A 21289-nucleotide genomic window follows, 5' to 3' on the forward strand; every position below is an offset into this window, starting at 1 on the left:
AGATGCCATGAGTACAGCGACTTCCGCCGTCCCTCGACTCGTCACCCCGCAGTTCGTCGTGCTCGGTGCGGCCGGGCTGGCCTACTTTCTCGCCGACGGGATCCTCGTGCCGGCCGTGCCCCGATACGTGGCCGGCCAACTTACCGGCGGTAACATCGCGGTCGGCCTGGTCGTCGCGGCATTCAGCCTGTCCGCCCTGGTCCTGCGTCCGTGGGCCGGACGACTGGTCGATCGCCGCGGCCGGTCGATCGCGATGGTCGGCGGCGGCATCATCTTCGCCGGCTCGGTCGCGGCGTACGGCGTGACCGACTCCATCGGCGCACTCGCGGCGCTCCGGCTGCTCACCGGCGTCGGCGACGCGTTCTTCTTCGTCGGCGCCGTCACCGCGATGAGTGACCTGGCCCCACCCGAACGCCGCGGCGAGGCGATCAGCCTGTTCTCCCTGTCCCTGTACGCCGGTCTCGCGGTCGGGCCGCCGATCGGTGAAGTGCTCATCAGTACGGCGGGCTTCACCACGGTCTGGGTGGTCGCGGCAGCCTCGGCCGGCGTCGGCGTACTGCTCGCCCTGCGTGTCGGCGAAACTCGCGCGCCGACGTCCGATGAAGCAAGCGCCGAGGCTGTCCGGCTCATCCCGCGGGCAGCCGTCGTGCCTGCGCTCCTGCTGCTCGCGTTGGTGTGGGGCATGGCGGGTTTCCTCGCCTTCGTGCCGCTGTACGCGCTCGACCTCGGTCTGCCGAATGCCGGCTTCCTGCTCGGAGGGTTCGCCGGGATCGTCGTGCTGATCCGGAGCGTCGGGGCCCGCATCCCCGACCGGTTGGGCGCCGGCCGGAGCGTCCGGATCTCGTTGCTCTGCGCCACGATCGCACTGCTGGTCATGGGCGGTTGGCGAACGGTGCCCGGGCTGGTCAGTGGCACGGTGCTCCTGGGCGTCGGTGTTGCGCTCGGCACGCCCGCGATCATGATGCTCGCGCTGCAGCGAGCACCGGCGGCCGAACACGGCGCGGTGATGGGAACCGTCAGCATGAGCATCGACCTGGCGGCTGGGCTTGGTCCGGCCAGCTTCGGCCTCGTCGCCGCCGCTTCCGGGCGCGGCACCGGGTTCCTCGCCGCGGCGCTTCTCGCCGGCGCGGGCCTTGCGTTGGCCACCGTGATTGCGCCCCGGAAGCCGTAGCATCGCGTGTCATGTCGCAGCAGACTCCCTACCCGGGGCCGCAGTACGGCGTACCACCGAAGCGCGAGCGGCCTGCCGGTGGCCGGTCGCGGTGCGTCAGACCGGGAGGATGCAGACCGGCTTCGGCCAGCTGATCCCTGTCCCGTCAGCGGTCAGCCTGCCGTCGCCGTCGATCGCGAACGTCGCGATCGCGTCCGAGCGCTCGTTCGCGGCGTACAACCGGCTCCCGTCGTTGCTGAAGGCAAGGTGTCGCGGCCAGTCCCCGCCGGAGCCGATCGTCTGCACCAGCTCGACCCACAGCCCGTCGCCGGCGATCGCGAACACCGCGATCGTGTTGTCACCGCGGTTCGAGCCGTACAGGAAGCGCCCGTCGGCGGAGATCAGCAGCTCGGCCGGGAAGTTCTCGCCCGGCGAGTCCGCCGGCCGCGTCGAGGCCGTCTGCACAACCTGAAGCTTGCCGTCGGCGTAGCTGCAGACAGTCAGCGTGGAGTCGAGCTCGTTGATCACGTACGCCGCTCCGGCGCGCGGGTGGAACACCAGATGCCGCGGACCGGCGCCCGGGTGGATGCGCAGCCTGTCGACCTCCTCCAGCTGCCCGTCCGCGGTCAGCGTGGACGTGTAGACGGTGTCCGAGCCGAGGTCGACGTCGAACGTGTACGTCCCGGACGGGTCGAACACCACCTGGTGGGCGTGCGGGCCCTCCTGGCGCTCCTGGTTCGGTCCGGTGCCCTCACGCTGGATGACCTGGGTCGCCGTACCGAGTGAGCCATCGGCACCGATCGGGTAGATCGCGACCGAGCCCGAGGTGTAGTTGGCGGTCAACAGGTAGCGACCGGACGGGTCGATCTCCAGGTGGCAGGGGTGCTTGCCCTCGGTCGGCCGGTCGTTCAGCAACTCGAGCCCGCCGTCCGACTGGATCGCGAACGCGACGACCCGGCCCTGCTCGCCTTCGCTGGTTGCGTAGAGGAACCGGCCGTCGGCGGACCTGACCAGGAAGGACGGATCCTCGGTCGTCACCGCGAGCGCGATCGCGTCCAGCGGCCCGAACCCGATGCCGTCCCCACCGCCCGGCTGATTGGTGTAGCTCCCGACATAGATCCGCTCAGAAGTCATGACCCTACCCTGCCAGGTCCCGGTGCCTACGGCATCGCCCTGTCCAATCCGTAGAGCGCCGACCCCCAGCCCAGATCGGGGACGAGGACCCGCCAGCCCATCCGCTGGTAGAGCCTCGGCGCCGGGCGATCGTCGACGTACGTCGAGAGCAGCGCCTTCCGATGCGGGAGATCGGTCATCAGCGCGTCCATCAAGGCCGTCCCGAGCCCTTGGCGTTGCGCCTCGACCGCGACGGCGAGCTCCACCACCTCGAAGTGACCGCCGACCCACTCCTCGGCAAGCTCCGCCGGCACCGCGGCCGCGACCCGGTCCGGCCACCACTGCCCGCGCTGCCCGGTGAACCCGTACGCGAATCCGACGATCCTGCCGTTCGATCGGGCGGCAACGAGTTTGAAATCGTCCCGTTCGGCGTGCACCGGAAGCTGTTCGGTGGCAAACCGCTCGGCGTCGGCCCGGTCCTCGTCGTACCCCGGGGCGCCGAAGGCGGACACGAAAACCTCGGCCAGCTCCGGGGCGGCTTGAACGGCTTCGGCCGGGGCGAGTACTTCGATCACGTGGCTAGCCTATGCGGATGGACACCCAGGCGTTCCTCCAGCGAATCGGACTCAGCGGGTACGACGGACCGCCGCGGCTGGACGGTCTGTCGCGGCTGCACGAGGCGTTCGTCGGCCAGGTGCCGTACGAGTCCGTGCAGTTCCAGCTGGCCCCGGGCGGACCGCTGGAGCCTGAGGAGTCGGCGAAGCGGATCATCGCGCGGGAGACCGGTGGGTACTGCTTCCAGCTGAACGGAACCATGGCTCTCTTGCTCACGGAGCTCGGCTACCGCGTGCAGATGCACCGAGGCGGTGCGGAGACTCCGACCCGCGCGGGCGACGTCGACGCGAGCCACATGGTGCTCACGGTGAGCGGACTGGTCGAGGATCCGGACCAGGTCTGGATGGTCGATGCCGGCCTCGGCGAGGCTCTGGTGCATCCGCTGCCACTCGAGGAGTGCAGCGTGTACCAGGAGCCGTACAAACTGCGGTTGCGTCCGTCCGAGAAGGTCGACGGCTGGCGGCTGGACCACGACCCGCGGGCCAACATGATCGGCATGGACTTCGAGTCCGCCGCGGTGGGCCTGGACGCCTTCGCCGCGCAGCACGCCAACTTGTCGACCAACCCGAGCTCCGCGTTCCGCCGGTTGGCCTCCGCGTTCCGCCGGAAGCCGTCGTCAGTCGTCGTACTGCGCTCTGTCGGCCTGTCCGAGACGTACGCCGACCGGATCGACACCACCATCATCGAGAGCCCGACCGACTACTTCGCCGTACTGGCGGACGTGTTCCTCCTCCCGCTCCCCCACTACACCCAGGCCGACCGCGACCAACTCTGGCGCCGGGTCTGGTCGCAGTACGAGGATTTCCTGGCCAAGCAGGCGAGCGCCGGATCCTAGGTCAGATGGCTAGGGAGAAGAGGGTGCTCGGGAGGATGGAGAGGACTGCGGCGGTCGCGGCGCAGAGGGAGATCATGGCGACGGCCGGGGACTCGATGTCGACCGAGAAGGGGTTGTCGGCGGGCAGGCGGAAGAGTTCGGAGACCCAGCGGAGGTAGACGGCCAGGCCGATCATCACGTTGATCGCCATCACGATCGCGAGCCAGCCGAGATGCGCGTCGATCACCGCCTGGAAGGCGGCGAACTTCGTGAACAGACCGGCGAGGCCCGGCGGCAGACCGGCCAGCACGACCAGGAAGAAGATCAACGCGCCGGCCAGTCCGGGCTCGGAGCGCACCATGCCGCGGTAGTCGGTCAGCAGCCCACCCGGCCGGTGCCGCTGGACGACCGCGACAGCTCCGAACGCCCCGACCGTGACGACCACGTACGCCGCCAGATACCCGACGACCGCCTGGGCGTCGCCGACCGCGAGCGGCGCGAGCAGGAAGCCGACCTGACCGATCGACGACCACGCGAGCAGCCGCACCGCCTCCTGCTGACGCAGCGCGGCCAGGTTGCCGACCGTCATCGTCAGCGCGGCCAGGATCGCGACCACGGTCCGCAACTCCGACCCGCTCGGCGCGACCCCGGACGTCACCAGCACGAGCAGACCGGCGACACCAGCCGACTTCGACACCACTGCGAGGAAGGCGGTCACCTCAACCGGCGCACCGACGTACGTGTCGGGCAACCAGCCGTGGAACGGCACCGCCGCGATCTTGAACCCGAACCCGACGATCACGAACAGCCCCGCCGCGAAGGCGACCCGGCGCAGCTCCGGATCGAGGCCGGACAACCGGTTGGCGATGGTGGACAGGTACAGCGACCCGGTCACGCCGTACAGATAGGAGATGCCGAACAGCATCACCGCGGTCGACAGCACCGACACCAGGAACGCCTTCAGCGCACCCTCGGATCCGCGTCTGTCCCGGCGCAGGGCGACCATCGCGAAGCTCGGCAGCGACACGACCTCGAGCCCGATCACCACCGTGGCGAGGTCGCGTGCACCGGCGAGCACAGTCGCGCCGACCAGTGCGCTCAGGAGCAGGAAGTGGTACTCACCGACCGGGATGTCCGCCGACAGCAGCCGGTACGCCGACAGTCCGACGACGCCGAGTGCGCCGATCAGCAACACCGCCCACAATCCGGCGGTCAACGGCTCGAACACCAGGCTGCACTCGGCCGGCCCTTCCACCGCAGGACGGCAGAACGCGGGCTTGAAGTCGTCCCGCTGGGCCCAGACGAACACCAGTCCGAACAGGATCACGGCCACGGTCAGCAGCGTGACCACCGTGTGCCGCAGTTGCGCCGATGCGCTGCGCCAGAAGCCGTCGATCAGCAGTACGGCGACAGCGCCGACCGCAAGCACGAGCGGTACGGCGACGGCCTGCCAATCGGTCCAGGTCAGGGTCACAAGGTCCCCCACTGGTGCAGTAGGAGCCCGGGCCAGACGCCGAGCAGCACGGTCAGCGTGATCAGCGGCGCCCAGGTGATCAGCTCGATCCGGCTCAGGTCGACCGCGAACACCGACGCCGGATTCTCGGCCGGGTCACCCTGGCACAGCTTGCGCACCAGTCGCAGGAAGTACGCCGCGGTCAGTACCGTGCCCAGGCCCGCGATCACCATGAAGACCAAGTAGGTCGTCCGAGGCAACGAATCGGCGGGGCGGTAGGCGCCGAGCAGGACCAGCATCTCGCCCCAGAATCCGGCCAGCCCGGGCAACCCCAGCGACGCCAGGCAGGCGAACGTCAGTAGCGCGCCGATCCGCGGCAGCCGCGCGTACAGCGCGCGGCCGAGCGTGCGCAGATCGCTGGTGTCGTGCCGGTCCTTGATCGCACCCGCCAGGAAGAACAGCAGACCGGTGATGATCCCGTGCGCGATGTTCGCGAACAGCGCGCCGTGCAGACCGGCCTGCGACAGCGTGGAGATGCCGAGCACGATGAACCCCATGTGCCCGACGCTCGAGTACGCGATCAGCCGCTTCACGTCGGTCTGCGCCAGGCACGCCAGCGACCCGGCGATGATCGCCACCGTCGCGAAGCCGGCCAGGTACGGCGCGATGGTCGCGGTGGCGTCCGGCAGCACCGGGACCAGAATCCGGATCAGGCCGTACGTCCCCAGCTTCAGCAGGACGCCCGCCAGCAGGACCGACCCGACCGTCGGCGCCTTCGCGTGCGCGTCCGGCAGCCAGATGTGCAGCGGCCACAGCGGCACCTTCACCGCCAGGCCGACCGCGATCAGGAGTGCCGCGGCCAACGGGACGCCGTGTCCGCCGAGCACCGGGGAGTTGGTCAACCGGACGATGTCGAACGTCCCCGCCTGCCGGTAGACCAGCAGGAACCCGAGCAGCATCAGCGCCGACCCGAGCACCGTCATCAGCACGAAGGTGTTCGCGGCCCGCTTCCGTCCGACCGGGTCGTGGTCGTCGCCCCAGATGTCGATGACCAGCCACATCGGGATCAGCACGATCTCGAAGCAGACGAAGAACAGCACCAGGTCCATCGCCGAGAAGGTGCCGATGACGCCGGCCTCGATCACCAGCAGCAGCGCGATCAGCGACCGGGTCCGGCCGATCCGCGGTGTGATCTTCAACGAGTACAGGCAGCACAGGAAGGTCAGCAGCGCGGTCAGCACGATCAGCGGCATCGAGATCGAGTCCACCGCGACGTGGAACCGCACGCCGAGCGCAGGGATCCACGGCACATCCGTCACAGCCTGCAGCGGCCGGCTGCCCTCACGCAGCAGCTGGTCCTGCGATGGTACGTAGGCGAACCAGCCTTCGCTGCGCGGCCAGAGCAGCAGGGATCCGATCAGCACGAGCCCCGAGATCACCGAGCCGTACAGCGCCGCGAGCCGGTCGCCGACCGAAGCCGGGAGCGTCCACAACGCGAGCGAGGCGAGGATGGGCAGCGCCAGAATCCCCAGCAGGATCGCGCTCATGAGCTGATCACCCCAGCGAGCACTGCCAGCGCGACCACACCGACCACAGCCGCGGTCAGATAGGTCTGCACGTTCCCGGTCTGCAACCGCCGGAACCCTTCCGACGCAAGCGTCCCGGCACGCCCGGCCGCCCGTACATAAGCCCCGATCACGTCCCGATCGCCCGCGACCGTCAGCTTCGCCAGCCACCGCACCGGCACAACGAACATCCCGTGGTACGCCGTGTCGACGCCGAACTCACGCTCGAGCACGACCGGCCGCGGATCCGCGCCGCGTGACCACAGCGAGTACGCCGGCAACGCGCCGAGCAGCACGAGGACGGTCGACACCGCACCGATGCCCCAGTTGAGGTGGACGCCGTCGACGTACCCGAGCACGATCGAGGCCACCGCGAGCAGGACCATCGGCGCGAGCATCACCCAGGGGGCGTCGCGCAGCTTCGAGGTGTCGGGCTCGTCCAGGTCGGCCGTCCCGTTCTCGTCCTCGAAGGCACCGAGCGCCCCGGCGAGGGCGGGCGTCCGGAAGAACACCCACAGCCACATCCGCATGCAGTAGAACGCGGTGAACGCAGCGGTCAGACACACTGATGCCAGCACGATCCATCCAACGACCGAACCGCCCCGCGCGTGATGCCAGGCGGCCTCGATCACCGCATCCTTGGAGAAGAACCCCGCGAACCCCGGTACGCCGGCCAACGAGGCGAGACCGATCGTCATCGTCACGAAGGTGACCCGGAGCGCCTTCCGCAGCCGGCCGCGCCTGGTGTAGCGGCGCAGCACCACGAAGGCCGCACTACCGACCTGGTGCAGCAGGACACCGGCGCAGAGGAACAGCAGCCCCTTGAACGCCGCGTGCGTGACCAGGTGGAACAACGCGGCGTGCCGGCCGTCCGCCGTACCCAGGGACAAGGCCGAGAACATGATCGCGAGCTGGCTCACGGTCGACCACGCGAGCACCCGCTTCACCTCGACCGCGGCCATCGCACACAGCGCGGCGAACAGCATGGTCACGCAGGCGACCACAGCCAGCACGGTCATGGTCGTCTCGGAGGCCGCGAACACGTCGTACAGGCGGGCGATCAGGAAGACGCCGGCGGCAACCATCGTGGCCGCGTGGATCAGCGCGCTGACGGGGCTCGGGCCGGGCATCGCGTCCGGAAGCCAGGTCTGCAACGGGACCTGGGCCGACTTGCCGACCACGCCGACCAGGAGAAGCAGGGTCCCGGTGGTCAGTACGCCGGGTGAGATGTCTGCCGGGTCGAGCTCGGAGATCCGGAACGTGCCGGCGCCGAGGCCGATAACGAAGATGCCGAACAGGAACCCGACGTCGCCGAGCCGGGTCATCAGGAACGCCTTGACCGCGCCGGAGCGGGCGTCGCGACGCTCCCAGTAGTGACCGATCAGCAGGTACGAGCAGGCGCCCATCATCTCCCACCCGATCAGCAGGAGGAACAGGCTGTCCGAGATCACGACGGTCACCATCGCGGCGGTGAACAGCGTGACGAGCGCGTGGTACGACGCGGCGCGCTGATGCAGGTCGCCGAGTGAGTACACCTGGACGCAGGTCGCGATCACGCCGACGACCGCGAGCATCAGCACCGTCAGGTCGTCGGTGCGGACGGCGAAGCCGATGGTGAGGTCGCCGACGGACGAGTTCAGGAACGCGACCTGGTCCGGCGAGACGCTGTACAGCAGGCCGGCGGCCAGGATGACGAGCAGGGAGAAGCCGACGCCGGCCACCCGCCAGGCGGTTGCGATCACGTCGCCGCACCCTTCTCCTGCAGCTCCTCCTGCGTGTCCTGCTCGGCCAGGTCGCGGGCCGCGTCGGCATCCACGTGGCCGTGGCCACGGAACAGCAGCAGGACGATCGCGAGCCCGAGGCCGATCTCGGCCGCGGCCAGCGTGATCACGAAGATCGCCAGCGTCTGGCCGGTGGCCAGGCCGTCGATGCGCCAGGCATCGAACGCGATGAGGTTCAGGTTCACCGCGTTGAGCATCAGTTCGAACGACATCAGCAGGGTGATCGCGTTGCGCCGGGCCAGGACGCCGTACACCCCGATGCAGAACAGGACGACGGCGAGCAGCAGCGGGAGGACCAGCGGCACGTCAGTCCTCCTTCGCCTTCTTGCGCTGGGACAGGGCGATGGCACCGATCAGGGCCGCCAGCAACAGAACCGACAGCACCTCGAACGGCAGCACCCAGGTCCTGAAGATCGCCGTGCCCACGTCGGTGGCGGATCCGGCCGGCACCGGGCCGATCTTCTCGTTGCCAAAGGCAATCACGACACCGGCGCCGAGCAACAGGGCCAGGACACCCGCGACCACCGCGGCGAACGGGCTGCGGCCAGTGGTCAGGCTGGGCAGCGGATTCATCGGCGCCCGGGTCAGCATCAGCGCGAACAGCACTAGTACGACGATCGCCCCGACGTACACCAGGATCTGGACCAGTGCGACGAACTCGGCGTGCAGCGCACCGAAGCAGCCGGCGATCGCACCGAGGGCGACGACCAGCCAGAGGGCGGCGTGCACGATCCGGCGCGAGGTGACGACGAAGACGGAGGCGATGAGTGCGGCTGCTCCGGCGACGCTGAAGAGGGCAGTCGTCACGCGTCGTCCTCCGGCGCGGGAGTGACAGTGGGGCCCGGGTCGATCGGCTGCGGCGCGGGGACCGTCCACATCCAGTCGCGGAGCCGCTCCTTCTCGTGGGTCAGGTTGCGGATGTCGGTCTCGGCGTACTCGAACTCCGGCGACCAGAACAGCGCGTCGAACGGGCAGGCCTCGATGCAGATCCCGCAGTACATGCACAGGCTGAAGTCGATCGCGAACCGGTCCAGCACGTTCCGGCTGCGCTCCCGGGCCTGCTCACCGACCGACGGCGCGGTCTCGGTGTGCGAGTCGATGTAGATGCACCAGCTCGGGCACTCGCGGGCGCACAGCATGCAGGAGGTGCAGTTCTCCTCCAGCAGCGCGATCACCCCGCGACTGCGCGGCGGCAGCTCCGGCTGGACATCCGGGTACTGCTCGGTGACGGACCGGCGGGCCAGCGTCTTCGCGGTGACCTTCAGCCCCTCGATCAACCCCTTGCCAGGAACACCCACGCCTCCTCCTCCGTCTGTAGCTCCGTTACTAGCAGGAGACTAGTCGGTTCCGGCCCGATCCGGCGCCGACCCGGCGGTCAGAGCTCGCGCTCGAGACGGGCCGCGACCTGGCGGTAGCGGCTGACGGGGATGAGGTGGACGCCGTCGAAAGCGCCGCTGTCGCGGATGCTCAGGATCAGCTCGCAGGCGTGGTCGACGCCCGCGTCCTGGTCCCGCTCGACAGCCTCGATCAGCGTTTCGGGGATGGTGAGTTGCGGAAGTGCGGCCAGGTTGTGGGCCATCTTCGCGCTGGCCAGCACCATGACTCCGGCGTACACGGGAATGTCGAGGCTGACGCTCTCCCGCCAGCGGAGGAGTTCGCCGAGGTCGTAGCTGACCTGGACGTACAGGAAGTCCGCCTCGGCCTTCCACCGCGGCACCGCCCGCAGCCGCGTCGCCGCCCCGACCTGGAACGGATTGCAGCCCGGGTACGACGTCTCGCGCGCCTGCTCGATCATGGTGCGCACCGTGAGCTGGCTGGTCCGCGCACCCTCGGCCGGGTCGTCCCCGTGCACGAACAGGAACTGCTCGACGCCGTACGCCGCCGCGGTCAGCAGATCCCGGCGGAAACCGAGCAGGTTCCGGTCCCGCGAGTTCAGGCAGGCGATCCCACGCGACCCCATCGCCTGCACCTCGTTCGCCACCGCCACACTCGACACGGTCGCCCGGCCGATGTGGTTGTCCGGGATCAGAAACGCATCCGCGATCGGACTCATCACCCCGATCTGATGCCGAACCCGCTTCAAATCCGGCCGCGTAGGCGGCTCCACCTCACACACCACGTCAAATCCACGCACCCCCCGGACCCTACTAACTCCCCACCCCACCCAACGCCCCAGTACGCGTCCTGCCTGGAACACGAACTGGTGGGTCCCGACAGATCATGACCTGTCTCAAGCCCCTGGTGGGTGTTCCGCCTCCCGGGATCCTGGGCTCAGGCACCGGCTCCAGCCCCCGGTCAGCGGCGAACTGCGGCCGGCTGCGGTGGTCGGGTCGGTGGTCTCGCTTTGCGGAACATTTGGGTCGTCTGGCGGCCATTTGTTTCCGAAGATCCACCTCGCGGAGCCAACCGGCGTTCCAGCTTGACCTCTTGTCTGTCGCGGCGCGCCAGTTGCGGTTTGCGGAAAGCGGTGGCGCACCTACGCTCAGGAAATGGGGCGCTCTCAGGTACTGGCCGGCGCGGTGATCGGCGCCCTGGCCATGGTCTTCGCCAATGTCGCGTTCTCATGGTTTGCGACTGGGCCTGATCATTACGAGTGGACCGACTCTGCGATCTTCATGAGTCCTGTTGCGGCCGTCTTCGGCGCGATCGTCGGAGCCCTCGGCGCCCTCGCGATCCGCATCACCCGCCCAGCCAGCCGCCGCCGCGACGACCACAACCAGCGTGAGAAGCGTAAGTACCGCCCCCACTAGAGGTCACCGCAGCTCAGGGTCGAGTAGTGCGAGGAGTTCTGAGGTCGGGCGGACGTCGCCGAAGGTTCGGTAGACGGTGTAGAGGGTGGCGTTGAGGTCTTGGTCGCGGCGGGCGGCGTTGGCGTCGGCGACCATGACGACGCGGTAGTCGAGGGTGCTCGCGTCCCGGGCGGAGGACTCGCAGCAGACGTTGGCCACGGTGCCGGTGATCAGGACCGTGTCGATGCCTCGCTCGGAGAGCAGCCCATGCAGGTCGCACCGTCCAAGGAAGAACGCACTCGTCGCGGTCTTCTCCACCAGCAGGTCCGCCTCATGGATCTCGAACTCGTGCCAGACCCGCTCGCGCACCGGACCACTCCCACCGGACTCACTGAACAGCTTGGCGACCTCAGCTCCAAGGAACTCGACCGTCACCGCGGTCGGCTCGCTGAACCCGGGCACCACCCATGCGACGCTCCCACCGGCAGACCGCAGTACGTCGGCGAGCCGAGCGATGTTCGGCACGATGCCCTGCTGATAGCCGCCAAGGCCGACGAAGAACGGCACCATGTCGACGACGACCAGCGCAGTCCGCGCTGGATCCAAGCTCTCGTACGCATGCCGCCGGCCGCGACGACTCTCCTGTCGCGCGTACTCGCGGGGCTCGATGTGCCAGTCGTGCAGTGCAGGCGGCTCAGTCATGCACGGAACCCTGCCAGGCCCCACCGACATCACAGGCGGGAACGAAGAAACGCCTGCTCAGCTTCGTTGGACGTGATGGCGAGGGCGGCCTCGTACGCCATACGAGCTTCGTCGGAGCGGGCGAGGCGGGTGAGGACGTCGGCGCGGATCGCGTGGAAGAGGTAGTAGGAGCTCAGGTCGAGGTCGTCGATGAGGGCAAGGGCTGCCGCCGGGCCTTCGACCTCGGCGACTGCGACGGCGCGGTTGAGCGCGACGACGGGAGTCGGTGTGAGCGTGAGCAGGTGGTTGTAGAGCTGCAGGATCTGCGGCCAGTCAGTGTCGTCCGCGGTCGGCGCATCGGCGTGGACGGCGTTGATGGCGGCTTGCAGTTGATAAGGACCAGGCCGGTTCCGGCGCAGGCAGCGGCGTACGAGGTCCTGGCCTTCGGCGATCAGCTCGCGGTCCCAGCGGTCGCGATCCTGGTCGGCCAGCAGAACCATGGAACCGTCCGGCCCCACCCGCGCCGAACGGCGGGATTGCTGGAGGAGCATCAGTGCGAGCAGGCCGACGGCCTCGGGTTCGTCGGGCATCAGGTCGACCAGTACGCGGCCGAGCCGGATCGCCTCCGCGGACAGTTCGTCGCGGACGAGAGTCTCGCCGGACGAGGCGGCGTACCCCTCGTTGAAGATCAGGTAGACGACGGCGAGCACGCCGCGAACGCGCTCGGGCAGGTCGGCCTCGTACGGGACGCGGTACGGGATGCCGGCCGCGCGGATCTTCGCCTTGGCACGGACCAGGCGCTGCGCCATCGTCGACTCCGGTACCAGGAACGCACGGGCGATCTCGGCTGTGGTGAGCCCGCCGAGCATGCGCAGTGTCAGCGCGACCCGCACGTTCAGCGCGAGCGCCGGGTGGCAGCAGGTGAAGATCAGCCGGAGGCGGTCGTCGTGCACAACACCCTCCTCCACCGGTTCGTCCTGCGCATGCAGCAACGCCGCCTGCGCATGCTTGTCCTCGCGCACCGACTCCCGCCGCAGCCGGTCGATCGCCCGGTTCCGCGCCGTCGTGATGATCCACCCGGCCGGGCTTGGCGGTACGCCGCTGTCCGCCCACTTCTCCACGGCCGCCGCAAACGCATCCTGTACGGCGTCCTCCGCGATCCCCAGATCCCCGAACACCCGGGCCAGTACCGCAACCGCCCGCCCATGCTCAGCCCTGAACACACCCGCAATCCGCTCAGGCGTGGCGTCGGGTCGTCGGGATCCGGTGTCAGCCGGCAAAGGGCCGCACCTCGATCGACAACGGACTCAGTACCCGAGCCAACCGCCGCGCCCATCCCAACGCCGCATCCAGATCCTCGACCTGAATCACGGTGAACCCACCCAAGTGCTCTTTCCCCTCGGTGAACGGCCCATCCGTCACGAGTACGTCGTCACCGGACACCTTCAGCACAGTCGCAGTGTCCGGCGGATGCAGCCCAGCCGCAAACACCCACACCCCCGCCGCCTGCATCTCCTCGTTCAAAGCCCCCAACTCCCGCATGATCGGCTCCAGAACCTCCGGCGCCGGCGGCGGCCCATCAGGCTGATAGATGCTGAGCAGGTACTGGTTCATCTCGGCCTCCTCGTAAGTTCCCGTCACCTCTACACGAACAGCCTCAGCCCGGATCGACAGGCAGCGACACGACAAGTTCTGTGCTGATGGCACCCTGGTCATCGGGGCCCTGGCCGGCCTCTACCCCGCGATCCGCGCCTCCCGTCTCTCCCCCACGGAGGCACTGGCAACGCCGTAGGCGCGCGGAGGTCTGCCTAGAGTGATCATTGATCACACAGTGGCGGCGAGAGGGTGATGGTGGATCAGACCAGGGCGTTGTCGGAGGCCGATTGGGAAGCGCATCGTCCCGCGGTCTTCGGCGCGGCGTACCGGATCCTCGGCACCGTGACGGAGGCCGAGGACGTGACGCAGGACGTCTGGTTGCGTGCGGCTGCCGCGGATCTGTCGGAGGTCCGGGATCTGCGCGCATGGCTGGTGACCTTGGCCGCGCGTACGTCGTACAACGTGCTGAAGTCGGCGCGCGTCCGGCGCGAGTCCTACGTCGGGCCCTGGCTGCCCGAACCGCTGCTGACCGGTCCGGACGCCGCCGCCAAGGTGCTGATGGACGAGTCGGTGAGCACCGCGATGCTGGTGGTCATGGAGACGCTCACCCCCGCCGAACGCGTCGCCCTGGTACTGCATGACGTCTTCGACTTCCCGTTCGCCCGGATCGCCGAGGTGCTCGGTACAACGCCTGCCGCCAGCCGTAAGCTCGCCTCCCGCGCGCGGGCGCGGGTCGCCACGGTCGAGGAGACACCACGGGCCTCCAAGACCGAGACCGAACGCGTGCTCAAGGCGTTCAAGGCGGCCGCCGACGCAGGAGACCTGGCCGGACTCGTCGCACTGCTGGATCCCCAGGCCGTGTACGTCGCCGACGGCGGCGGCAAGGTCACCGCCGCCCGGAAGCCGGTCACGGGTCCCGAGCGGATCGCCAAGCTGACGGCCAGGCAGATCGAGCTCAGGCGTCCCGACGCGGTCCGGATCATCGAGGTGAACGGGCAGCCGGCGCTGGCGACGTACCGCGGCGGCACGCTCGTCTGGCTCGACACCGTGGAGGTCGCCGACGGCCGGATCACGGCGTTCCGGCGACAGGTCAATCCCGAGAAGCTGGCGCACCTCGGTCACATCTGAGTCCGCCGTGTTGTCTCCCTGCCGCACGCCCCGATCCGCGGGGTGCGGCTGAGAGAGGACGAGACAGTGGCACACGTTGTGATCATCGGGGGCGGCTTCGCCGGTGTCTGGAGCGCGGCAGGAGCGGCGCTCGCACGCGGCGACGCCGATCTGCGCATCACACTCATCGCACCGAACGAGCACCTGGTACTGCGGCCACGCCTGTACGAGCCGGAGCCGGATCTGGCCAAGGTGGAGCTCAGCCGGGTCCTCGGTCCGATCGGCGTCGAGCACGTGCGAGCCTCGGTGAGCACGATCGACACCGACCGCCGCGTGGTGGTGGCCGACGGCAACGAGATCGGCTACGACCGGTTGGTGCTGGCGGCGGGCAGCAAGCTGGTTCAGCCCGACGGGCTGCCAGGCGCTGAACGGCTCTTCGACATCGACACGCTGGACGGAGCCCAGCGGCTGACCGACCATCTGCGCGATCGGCGCGACTACGCCGTCGTAGTCGTCGGCGCCGGGTTCGTCGGCCTGGAGGCTGCGACCGAACTGGCCTCGCGGGGCCGGGTGCTGCTGGTCGATCGGTCAGATGTGGTCGGGGCACAGCTCGGGCCGGGGCCGCGCAGGGAGATCGAGGCTGCGCTGGAGGAGTTGGGTATCGAGCGCCGCCTCAGTACGACGGTGACGGAGGTCGGCGACGGGTACGCCGTACTGTCCGACGGCAGCAAGGTCGACGCGGACGCCGTCGTCTGGTCCGTCGGGATGCGGGCCAGCGAGCTCACCCGTCAGATCTCCGACGAGCTCGACCACCTCGGCCGGGTGCCGGTGGACGATCGGCTGCGTGCGCTTCCGGAGGTGTTCGTCGCGGGGGACACGGCTGCGGCGGCGTTCGACGCTGAGCACACGGTCATGCAGGCCTGCCAGCACGCGACACCGCTCGGCAAGGTCGCCGGGTACAACGCAGCGGCCGACCTGCTAGGCGTACCCCTCCGCGATTTCACCCCCGGCCCTTACGTCACCTGCCTGGATCTCGGCGCCGCCGGCGGAGTCTTCACCCGGGGCTGGGACCGCCGAGTGATGGCGTCGGGCGCCGAGGGCGCAGCCGTCAAGAAGGGCATCAACCAAGCCATCCACCCACCGGTGGACGACCGCGCGAAGATCCTCGCCGCCGCCGATCGCGTCAGCGTCGAACTCCCGTTCTTCCCCCGCGAAGAATCCGCCGCCTGACCGGGGCGTTGTGCAGCCCGACAGGTAGTGTCCGGCGGTTCGTAGTGCACCTGAGCGCACCCGCGCGCCGGTGTACGGTGTCTCGCCGGTGCACTACCTGTCGGCGTGCACGCGGTCCAGGAATACCAGTGCGAACGGAGTTGGTTGGAGAGACCATGCGCTACGCAGCCTATGTGAAGTCGTTCGGCGAGTACGGCAGCCCGAAGGTCCTCCGCGATCTCGCGCGAGCGACCGAGGACCACGGCTGGGACGGGTTCTTCGTGTGGGACCTGCTCAGCTCCCCCACCTACGACCCGCCGGTTGCCGATCCCTGGGTCACTCTCGCCGCGATCGCCCAAGCCACCAGCAGGATCCTGATCGGCCCGATGGTCGTCCCCCTGCCCCGGCGCCGCCCGGCCAAGCTCGCCCTCGAGGCCGGCACGCTGCAGGACCTCTCGAACGGCCGCCTCATCCTCGGCCTCGGAACCGGTGCGGGCTGGGACTACACCCGGTTCGGCGAGTCCGCCAAGCGCAGAGAGCTCGCCGAGCGGCTCGACGAGGGCGCCGACCTGCTGCACCAGTTCCTCGCCGGCGACCCCGTCGAGCACGAGGGCAGGTACTACCGGGCCACCGACGTCCGCTTCCCTGCCAGCGCCATCCCCATCTGGACCAGCGGCTTCTGGCCACGGACCGGTCCCGTCCGCGGCGCCCGCAACGCGGACGGCCTGTTCCCGCAGATCAGGGACGAGGCCGACGACTTCCGGCTCCCCACCATCGACGAACTCGCCACGATCCGCGCCGACTTCGAGAAGTCCGGTGGCCGCCAGAACGCCGACATCGCCATCTGGTCCCCAAGCCAGGCCGGCGCCCCGGACGCCGCTCTGGCCGCGCAGTACGAAGAGGCTGGCGTCACCTGGTGGTTCCAAGACGGCTCCGAGATCTCCCCCGAAGAACTCCACACCCGCCTGGCCGCCGGCCCACCCCTCACTTGAAGAGGGTGACGCCGATGCCCGTGATCGCGAGTTGGAGCAGGGCGATGGGGACCAAGGCTTGCCAGGCGAGTTTCTGGAGTTGGTCGGCTCGCATGCGGGGGAACGACACCCGCACCCAGATGACGACGACCGAGACCAGAGCGACCTTCAGGATGGTCCAGATCCAGCCGATCGAGTCCGGCCCGGGACCGCTCCAGCCGCCCAGGAACAGCACCGTCGTCAGCCCGGCCAGTATGACGATTCCGGCGTACTCGGCGAGCAGGAACATCGCGAAGCGCAGACCGGTGTACTCCGTGTAGGGCCCGAAGATCACCTCGGAGTCCGCGACCGGCATGTCGAACGGCGGCCGCTGCAACTCGGCCAACCCGGCGATGAAGAACACGACCAGGCCGGGCAGCTGCCACAGCAACCACCACGGGTTCCACGCGGTCGCGATCCCCGACAGGCTCAGTGAACCGGCGGCGACCGCGACGCTCGCCGCGGACAGCACGAACGGCAGCTCGTAGCTCATCAGCTGCGCCGCGACCCGGAGTCCGCCGAGCAGGCTGTACTTGTTGCCGCTCCCCCATCCCGCCATCAGCGACCCGAGTACGCCGATGCTCATCACCGCGAGCACGAAGAACAGCCCGGAGTCGAGGTCCGCACCGACGATGCCCGGCGCCAGCGGGATCGCGGCCAGCGCGGCCAGGTACGGCAGGATCGCGACGATCGGGGCCCATTCGAACACCCGCCGGTCCGCGGCCGCCGGGACCACGCTCTCCTTCTGCACGAACTTCACGCCGTCGGCGACCAGCTGCGCCCAACCGTGGAACGCACCGGCGTACATCGGACCGAGCCGTGACTGCATGTGCGCCATCACCTTGTGCTCGGCCTGGCCGACCAGCAGGGGCGCCACCAGGAAGGCGACGAGTACGCCGACCACCCGCACCACGAACTCCAGCATGACCGCACCCTATCGAGTCCGACTTGACCTCAACCACCGTTGAGGTCAAAGGGTGGGTCGTATGACCGATGAGAAACAGACTCAGCTGAGCACCGCTCTGGTGACCGGAGCGACCGGGCGCGTCGGCCGGCATGTGGTGGATGGACTGCGCGCGGCGGGTGTGACCGTTCGCGCCCTGGTCCGGAAACCTGACCGCGCCGCCTTGCCGCCGGGCGTCGAGCTGATCCAGGGCGATATCTATGATCCGGCAGCGGTACGACGGGCTGCGGCCGGCGTGGATGCGGCGTTCCTGCTGTGGCCGGCGTACAGCGCGGATGGCGCGGAGGCCATCGTTGCGGAACTGCCGCGGCGAGTCGTGTACCTGTCCTCGCTGAACGCACCGTCCGGCGGCGTCTGGGGCGACGTCGAGGAGTTGCTCCGGCAGTCGGGTAAGGACTGGACCGCGGTACGGCCCGGAGGATTCGCCGTCAACGCACAGGGCTGGGCCGCGGACTTCCGGGGCGGTGACGTCGTACGACTGCCGTATCCGAAGGCCGGCCGGTCACTGATCCACGAGCGGGACATCGCGGCGGTCGCCGTACTGACGCTGTTGGACGATCGGCATAGCGGGCAGGCGTACGACCTGACCGGACCTGAGGTGCTGACCCAGGCCGAGCAGGTGGAGACGATCGCGCGGGCCGTGGGCAAAGAGATGCGGATCGAGGAACTGTCCGCTGAGCGGGCCCGGCAGGCGATGCTCGACCAAGGCGCTGACCCTGCGCTCGCGGAGAGCGCGGTCACCTACTGGGCGAAGCTCGTCGACGATCCCGAGCCTGTGACGACCACGGTCGCGGAGTTCACCGGCCGCCCGGCGCTGACGTTCGCGGACTGGGCCCGGGAACACGCGGATGAGTTCCGTGTCCTGTCCACAGCCGAGGTCGCGAACCGCTACGTGAGCCTCCTGAGCACCGGCCGCGTCCACGAGGCCATGGCGTTGGCCGCGCCGGACGTCGTCCGCATCGCGCCACTGGAAACCGGCGGCGAGGAGATCGAACTCAAGGGAGCCGACGCCATCCTCGAGAACGCACAACGGCTCAGCGCCGGCATCGAGTACGTCGGCGTCCAGGTCCTCGGCCCCCTCCTGCTCGACGACCGCTTCGCCATCCGCTTCACCTTCGACCAGCGCGACCCCACCACCGGCCAACTCTCCCAAACCACCAAACTCTCCCTCTGCACCGTAATCTCCGGCCAAATAACCCGCGAAGAAGTCTTCTACTACAAGGGCAACTGAAGCCAGCCGCCGATGTCGTGGCGGTTGGCGGATAGGGCGGCGGTGCGGGCACCGCGGTTGGCGGAGTGGATGGTGCCGATGAGGATGCGGGTCGGGTCCGGCAGGGCTTGGGCCAGGAGGGCGCTCAGGTGGCGGCCGTAGCCTCGGCCTCGGTACTTCGGGGCGAGGATCATCTCCCGTACGACGTACGCGGGGAGGCCCAGCGAGTCCTCGGGATTGTCGACTCCGGCCGCGTATCCGGCCCACTCGCCGTCGACGGTGATGTCGAAGAGGAGGCCCTCCTCGGCTGACTCAGCCAGATCCTCACGGTCCTGAAGCGATGCCTCTTCGGTGTGATGTGGGTGGGCGGCGTCCACGGCGTCGTACGCATGCTGGGCCTCGTCGTAGTGGTCGACGCCGCGCGCCGGGACGAGTGCGAGCTCGGGCGGTACGTCGTGAGGTTGTAGCTGACTGATCGGGGCGGCGAAGAAGCGGCGGTCGGGTTGGGTGCCAGGGATCCCAGCCTCGGCACTCCACAGGCGGACGTAGCGCGGGTTGTGGATGCCGTAGATCTCGCGTGCGACTGCGGCCAGGGCGGGGAGGTCCGAAGTGCGCGGTGCGCGGGTCATCGGGGTCGCGTCGACGAAGGGCTTCGTCGGGTCGAGGCCCTCGAAGCGCATGCTGATCATGGCGTGCAGGTCGTCGCCGGCCGGCAGCCAGTAGTTGAGCATCGACTCGGCGGCATGTCCCGGAGCGAACCGCTCGACACGCAGCGCGGCGATCTCCAGATCTGTTGCCAAGAGCAAGTCCGGATCCGCGTGCACCTCTGCTAACGCCTTCAGCCGCGTCGCGTCGTCCACCCAGGTGCGTGTGAGAGGGTGCTGGCGGTCGAGCGTGTAGCGCGCCAACTCGTCCGCAGTCGGAATCACGCCTCAGGCTCCGCCGAGGGAACGTCCGGCAAGGGCGCGTCCGCCGAGGGAGCGTCCGGCGAATGCGCTTCCGACGAGGGTGCATCCGCGGAGGGCGCTTCCGCAGGGGGAGATTCCGGTGGCGGGGCCTCGGCCTGTTTGCGGGGGCGGCGTTCGGCGCCGGCGCGGCGGGGGCGGGCCGGGGTGGCGGCCGCCTGGGCGGGGGCAAGTGGATCTGGGTCAGGAGATCCGGCGGGGCGCGGGCCCCAGGTCTCCGGGTCGGGGACGCCAGGGGGAAGGGTGCGCCGGCGGCTGGGGGCGCCGTGTGCCGGAGCGTGGTCGGACTCGCCTGGCTCCTTGGCGCCCGGCCACGGCTTCGCGACCCGGGACGCGAGGATGAACTCCTTGCGCAACGGGTTGCCCTCGAAGCCGTCCGGTAGCAGCAACGGGATCAGGTTCGGATGACCCTCGAAGCTGATCCCGAACATCTCGAACGTTTCCCGCTCATGCCAGTTCGCCCCGGCGTACAACTCGGACAGCGTCGGCAGCACCGGCTTGTCCCGCGGGATCAGCGTGCGCACCAGCAGATGCTCGACGTGCGCACCACCCCAGAAGTCCGCGAGATGCGACACCACCCGGAACCCATCCGTCAGCTCGTCCGCAGCGGACAGGAAGTCGAAGAACGTGTACCCAACGGCATCCCGCAACACCTCGTGCGCCGCCACCCACGACTCCGCGGGTACGTCGATCGCCGTCGGCGAGAAGCTGTCGGACTGGGTCGCGGCGATGCCGGCCGCGGTCAGCGCCTCGAGCGCGTCGCTGCTCACTGAGGCGTCACCAGGCCGCGGGTCAGTGCCGCGGCGGAGGGCTCGTCGTACCGGCTCGGCATGTTCTCGCCGGCGATCTTCTCCTGCAGCTTGAGGATGCCCTGCAGCAGCGCCTCCGGCCGCGGCGGGCAGCCGGGCACGTACACGTCGACCGGGATGATCTGGTCGACGCCCTTGGTCACGCAGTACGAGTCCCAGTACGGGCCACCGGAGTTCGAGCAGGAGCCGAACGAGATCACGTACTTCGGCTCCGGCATCTGGTCGTAGAGCCGTTTGATCGCCGGCGCCATCTTGTCCGTCACGGTGCCGGAGACCACCATCAGGTCGGCCTGCCGCGGACCGGGCGCGAACGGGATCACGCCGAGCCGGATGAAGTCGTGCCGGCCCATCGACGCGGCGATGAACTCGATCGCGCAGCAGGCCAGGCCGAAGTTGAACACCCAGAGGGAGTACTTGCGGCCCCAGTTCAGCAGGTACCGGACCGGCTCGGGCGCGAGCTTCGCCAGCGCACCCACAGCCGGCCGCACGGTCGGCATCGGCAGCTCGGTCTGGGACAT

The 21289-nt window shown here is 69.1% G+C and carries 22 protein-coding genes and 1 pseudogene; 7 read left to right on the forward strand and 16 right to left on the reverse strand.

Features of this window, described 5'->3' with window-relative positions; genetic code table 11:
* The first annotated feature begins 7 nt into the window (after positions 1–7).
* On the forward strand, positions 8–1171 hold the full coding sequence (locus tag ACIBG5_RS16915) for an MFS transporter (protein ID WP_396392426.1): 1164 nt from the start codon (positions 8–10) through the stop codon (positions 1169–1171).
* 96 nt (positions 1172–1267) lie between these two features.
* Here the strand turns inward: ACIBG5_RS16915 and ACIBG5_RS16920 are convergent, their stop codons facing one another.
* Both ACIBG5_RS16920 and ACIBG5_RS16925 read right to left on the reverse strand, forming a co-directional pair.
* Positions 1268–2284, reverse strand: coding sequence for a lactonase family protein (locus ACIBG5_RS16920; RefSeq protein ID WP_396392427.1), 1017 nt, complete (start codon positions 2282–2284; stop codon positions 1268–1270).
* A 26-nt stretch (positions 2285–2310) separates the two neighbouring features.
* A complete protein-coding gene (locus tag ACIBG5_RS16925) occupies positions 2311–2838 on the reverse strand; it encodes a GNAT family N-acetyltransferase (RefSeq protein ID WP_396392428.1) in 528 nt (175 codons plus the stop codon).
* A gap of 17 nt (positions 2839–2855) precedes the next feature.
* Here ACIBG5_RS16925 and ACIBG5_RS16930 point away from each other — a divergent pair, with 17 nt between their 5' ends.
* On the forward strand, positions 2856–3713 hold the full coding sequence (locus tag ACIBG5_RS16930) for an arylamine N-acetyltransferase (protein WP_396392429.1): 858 nt from the start codon (positions 2856–2858) through the stop codon (positions 3711–3713).
* A 1-nt stretch (position 3714) separates the two neighbouring features.
* Here the strand turns inward: ACIBG5_RS16930 and ACIBG5_RS16935 are convergent, their stop codons facing one another.
* The 7 genes and pseudogenes from ACIBG5_RS16935 to ACIBG5_RS16965 all read right to left on the reverse strand — a co-directional run bounded on the left by ACIBG5_RS16935 (position 3715) and on the right by ACIBG5_RS16965 (position 10544).
* Positions 3715–5178: an NADH-quinone oxidoreductase subunit N gene (locus ACIBG5_RS16935; protein ID WP_396392430.1), complete on the reverse strand. Its 1464-nt coding sequence runs from the start codon at positions 5176–5178 to the stop codon at positions 3715–3717.
* Positions 5163–6692, reverse strand: coding sequence for a NuoM family protein (locus tag ACIBG5_RS16940; protein ID WP_396392431.1), 1530 nt, complete (start codon positions 6690–6692; stop codon positions 5163–5165). Before ACIBG5_RS16940 ends, ACIBG5_RS16935 begins: the two co-directional genes overlap by 16 nt.
* On the reverse strand, positions 6689–8452 hold the full coding sequence (locus ACIBG5_RS16945; RefSeq protein WP_396392432.1) for an NADH-quinone oxidoreductase subunit L: 1764 nt from the start codon (positions 8450–8452) through the stop codon (positions 6689–6691). The genes ACIBG5_RS16940 and ACIBG5_RS16945 overlap by 4 nt, the downstream gene beginning before the upstream one ends.
* On the reverse strand, positions 8449–8796 hold the full coding sequence (gene nuoK, locus ACIBG5_RS16950; protein WP_396392433.1) for an NADH-quinone oxidoreductase subunit NuoK: 348 nt from the start codon (positions 8794–8796) through the stop codon (positions 8449–8451). Before nuoK ends, ACIBG5_RS16945 begins: the two co-directional genes overlap by 4 nt.
* A 1-nt stretch (position 8797) precedes the next feature.
* Positions 8798–9298 carry an NADH-quinone oxidoreductase subunit J gene (locus ACIBG5_RS16955; RefSeq protein ID WP_396392434.1) on the reverse strand — a complete coding sequence of 167 codons (501 nt, stop codon included), beginning with the start codon at positions 9296–9298 and terminating at the stop codon, positions 8798–8800.
* 140 nt (positions 9299–9438) lie between these two features.
* Positions 9439–9630: pseudogene (locus ACIBG5_RS16960) on the reverse strand (4Fe-4S binding protein); the annotation flags it as partial.
* A gap of 236 nt (positions 9631–9866) precedes the next feature.
* Positions 9867–10544 (reverse strand): methylenetetrahydrofolate reductase, encoded by a 678-nt coding sequence (locus tag ACIBG5_RS16965; RefSeq protein ID WP_396392435.1) that lies wholly within the window; start codon positions 10542–10544, stop codon positions 9867–9869.
* Positions 10545–10980: 436 nt separating this feature from the next.
* Between ACIBG5_RS16965 and ACIBG5_RS16970 the strand changes: the two genes are divergently transcribed.
* Positions 10981–11241 (forward strand): hypothetical protein, encoded by a 261-nt coding sequence (locus ACIBG5_RS16970; protein WP_396392436.1) that lies wholly within the window; start codon positions 10981–10983, stop codon positions 11239–11241.
* 3 nt (positions 11242–11244) lie between these two features.
* Here ACIBG5_RS16970 and ACIBG5_RS16975 read toward each other — a convergent pair whose 3' ends face one another.
* Genes ACIBG5_RS16975 through ACIBG5_RS16985 form a run of 3 tightly spaced genes read right to left on the reverse strand, consistent with a single transcriptional unit; the run spans position 11245 to position 13515 of the window.
* Positions 11245–11922, reverse strand: coding sequence for an isochorismatase family protein (locus ACIBG5_RS16975; RefSeq protein ID WP_396392437.1), 678 nt, complete (start codon positions 11920–11922; stop codon positions 11245–11247).
* A 29-nt stretch (positions 11923–11951) separates the two neighbouring features.
* Positions 11952–13124 (reverse strand): RNA polymerase sigma factor, encoded by a 1173-nt coding sequence (locus tag ACIBG5_RS16980; protein ID WP_396392438.1) that lies wholly within the window; start codon positions 13122–13124, stop codon positions 11952–11954.
* 46 nt (positions 13125–13170) lie between these two features.
* The gene (locus ACIBG5_RS16985; protein ID WP_396392439.1) at positions 13171–13515 is read right to left on the reverse strand and encodes a YciI family protein; all 345 of its coding nucleotides are present in this window, start codon (positions 13513–13515) and stop codon (positions 13171–13173) included.
* A gap of 234 nt (positions 13516–13749) precedes the next feature.
* On the opposite strand from ACIBG5_RS16985, the gene sigJ reads away from it, so the two are divergent.
* From sigJ to ACIBG5_RS17000, 3 genes are all read left to right on the forward strand, one after another.
* Entirely contained in the window at positions 13750–14625 is an 876-nt protein-coding gene (sigJ, locus tag ACIBG5_RS16990) for an RNA polymerase sigma factor SigJ (protein ID WP_396392440.1), read from the forward strand.
* Between the two features lie 66 nt (positions 14626–14691).
* Positions 14692–15834, forward strand: coding sequence for an NAD(P)/FAD-dependent oxidoreductase (locus ACIBG5_RS16995; RefSeq protein WP_396392441.1), 1143 nt, complete (start codon positions 14692–14694; stop codon positions 15832–15834).
* A 155-nt stretch (positions 15835–15989) separates the two neighbouring features.
* Positions 15990–16805 (forward strand): LLM class flavin-dependent oxidoreductase, encoded by an 816-nt coding sequence (locus tag ACIBG5_RS17000; protein WP_396392442.1) that lies wholly within the window; start codon positions 15990–15992, stop codon positions 16803–16805.
* Here ACIBG5_RS17000 and ACIBG5_RS17005 read toward each other — a convergent pair.
* On the reverse strand, positions 16798–17748 hold the full coding sequence (locus ACIBG5_RS17005) for an NADH-quinone oxidoreductase subunit H (RefSeq protein WP_396392443.1): 951 nt from the start codon (positions 17746–17748) through the stop codon (positions 16798–16800). The genes ACIBG5_RS17000 and ACIBG5_RS17005 overlap by 8 nt on opposite strands.
* A gap of 61 nt (positions 17749–17809) precedes the next feature.
* On the opposite strand from ACIBG5_RS17005, the gene ACIBG5_RS17010 reads away from it, so the two are divergent.
* On the forward strand, positions 17810–19018 hold the full coding sequence (locus ACIBG5_RS17010; RefSeq protein ID WP_396392444.1) for an NAD(P)H-binding protein: 1209 nt from the start codon (positions 17810–17812) through the stop codon (positions 19016–19018).
* On the opposite strand, the gene ACIBG5_RS17015 is transcribed toward ACIBG5_RS17010, so the two are convergent.
* The 3 genes from ACIBG5_RS17015 to ACIBG5_RS17025 are packed head-to-tail and all read right to left on the reverse strand — an operon-like array spanning position 19003 to position 21289.
* Entirely contained in the window at positions 19003–19926 is a 924-nt protein-coding gene (locus ACIBG5_RS17015) for a GNAT family N-acetyltransferase (protein ID WP_396392445.1), read from the reverse strand. The two genes, ACIBG5_RS17010 and ACIBG5_RS17015, sit on opposite strands and share 16 nt — an antisense overlap.
* Entirely contained in the window at positions 19923–20732 is an 810-nt protein-coding gene (locus ACIBG5_RS17020; protein WP_396392446.1) for an NADH-quinone oxidoreductase subunit C, read from the reverse strand. The genes ACIBG5_RS17015 and ACIBG5_RS17020 overlap by 4 nt, the downstream gene beginning before the upstream one ends.
* Positions 20729–21289 (reverse strand): NADH-quinone oxidoreductase subunit B family protein, encoded by a 561-nt coding sequence (locus ACIBG5_RS17025; RefSeq protein ID WP_360450461.1) that lies wholly within the window; start codon positions 21287–21289, stop codon positions 20729–20731. Before ACIBG5_RS17025 ends, ACIBG5_RS17020 begins: the two co-directional genes overlap by 4 nt.

Source organism: Kribbella sp. NPDC050241 (assembly GCF_044459685.1).
In the GTDB taxonomy this organism is placed as follows: Bacteria; Actinomycetota; Actinomycetes; order Propionibacteriales; family Kribbellaceae; genus Kribbella.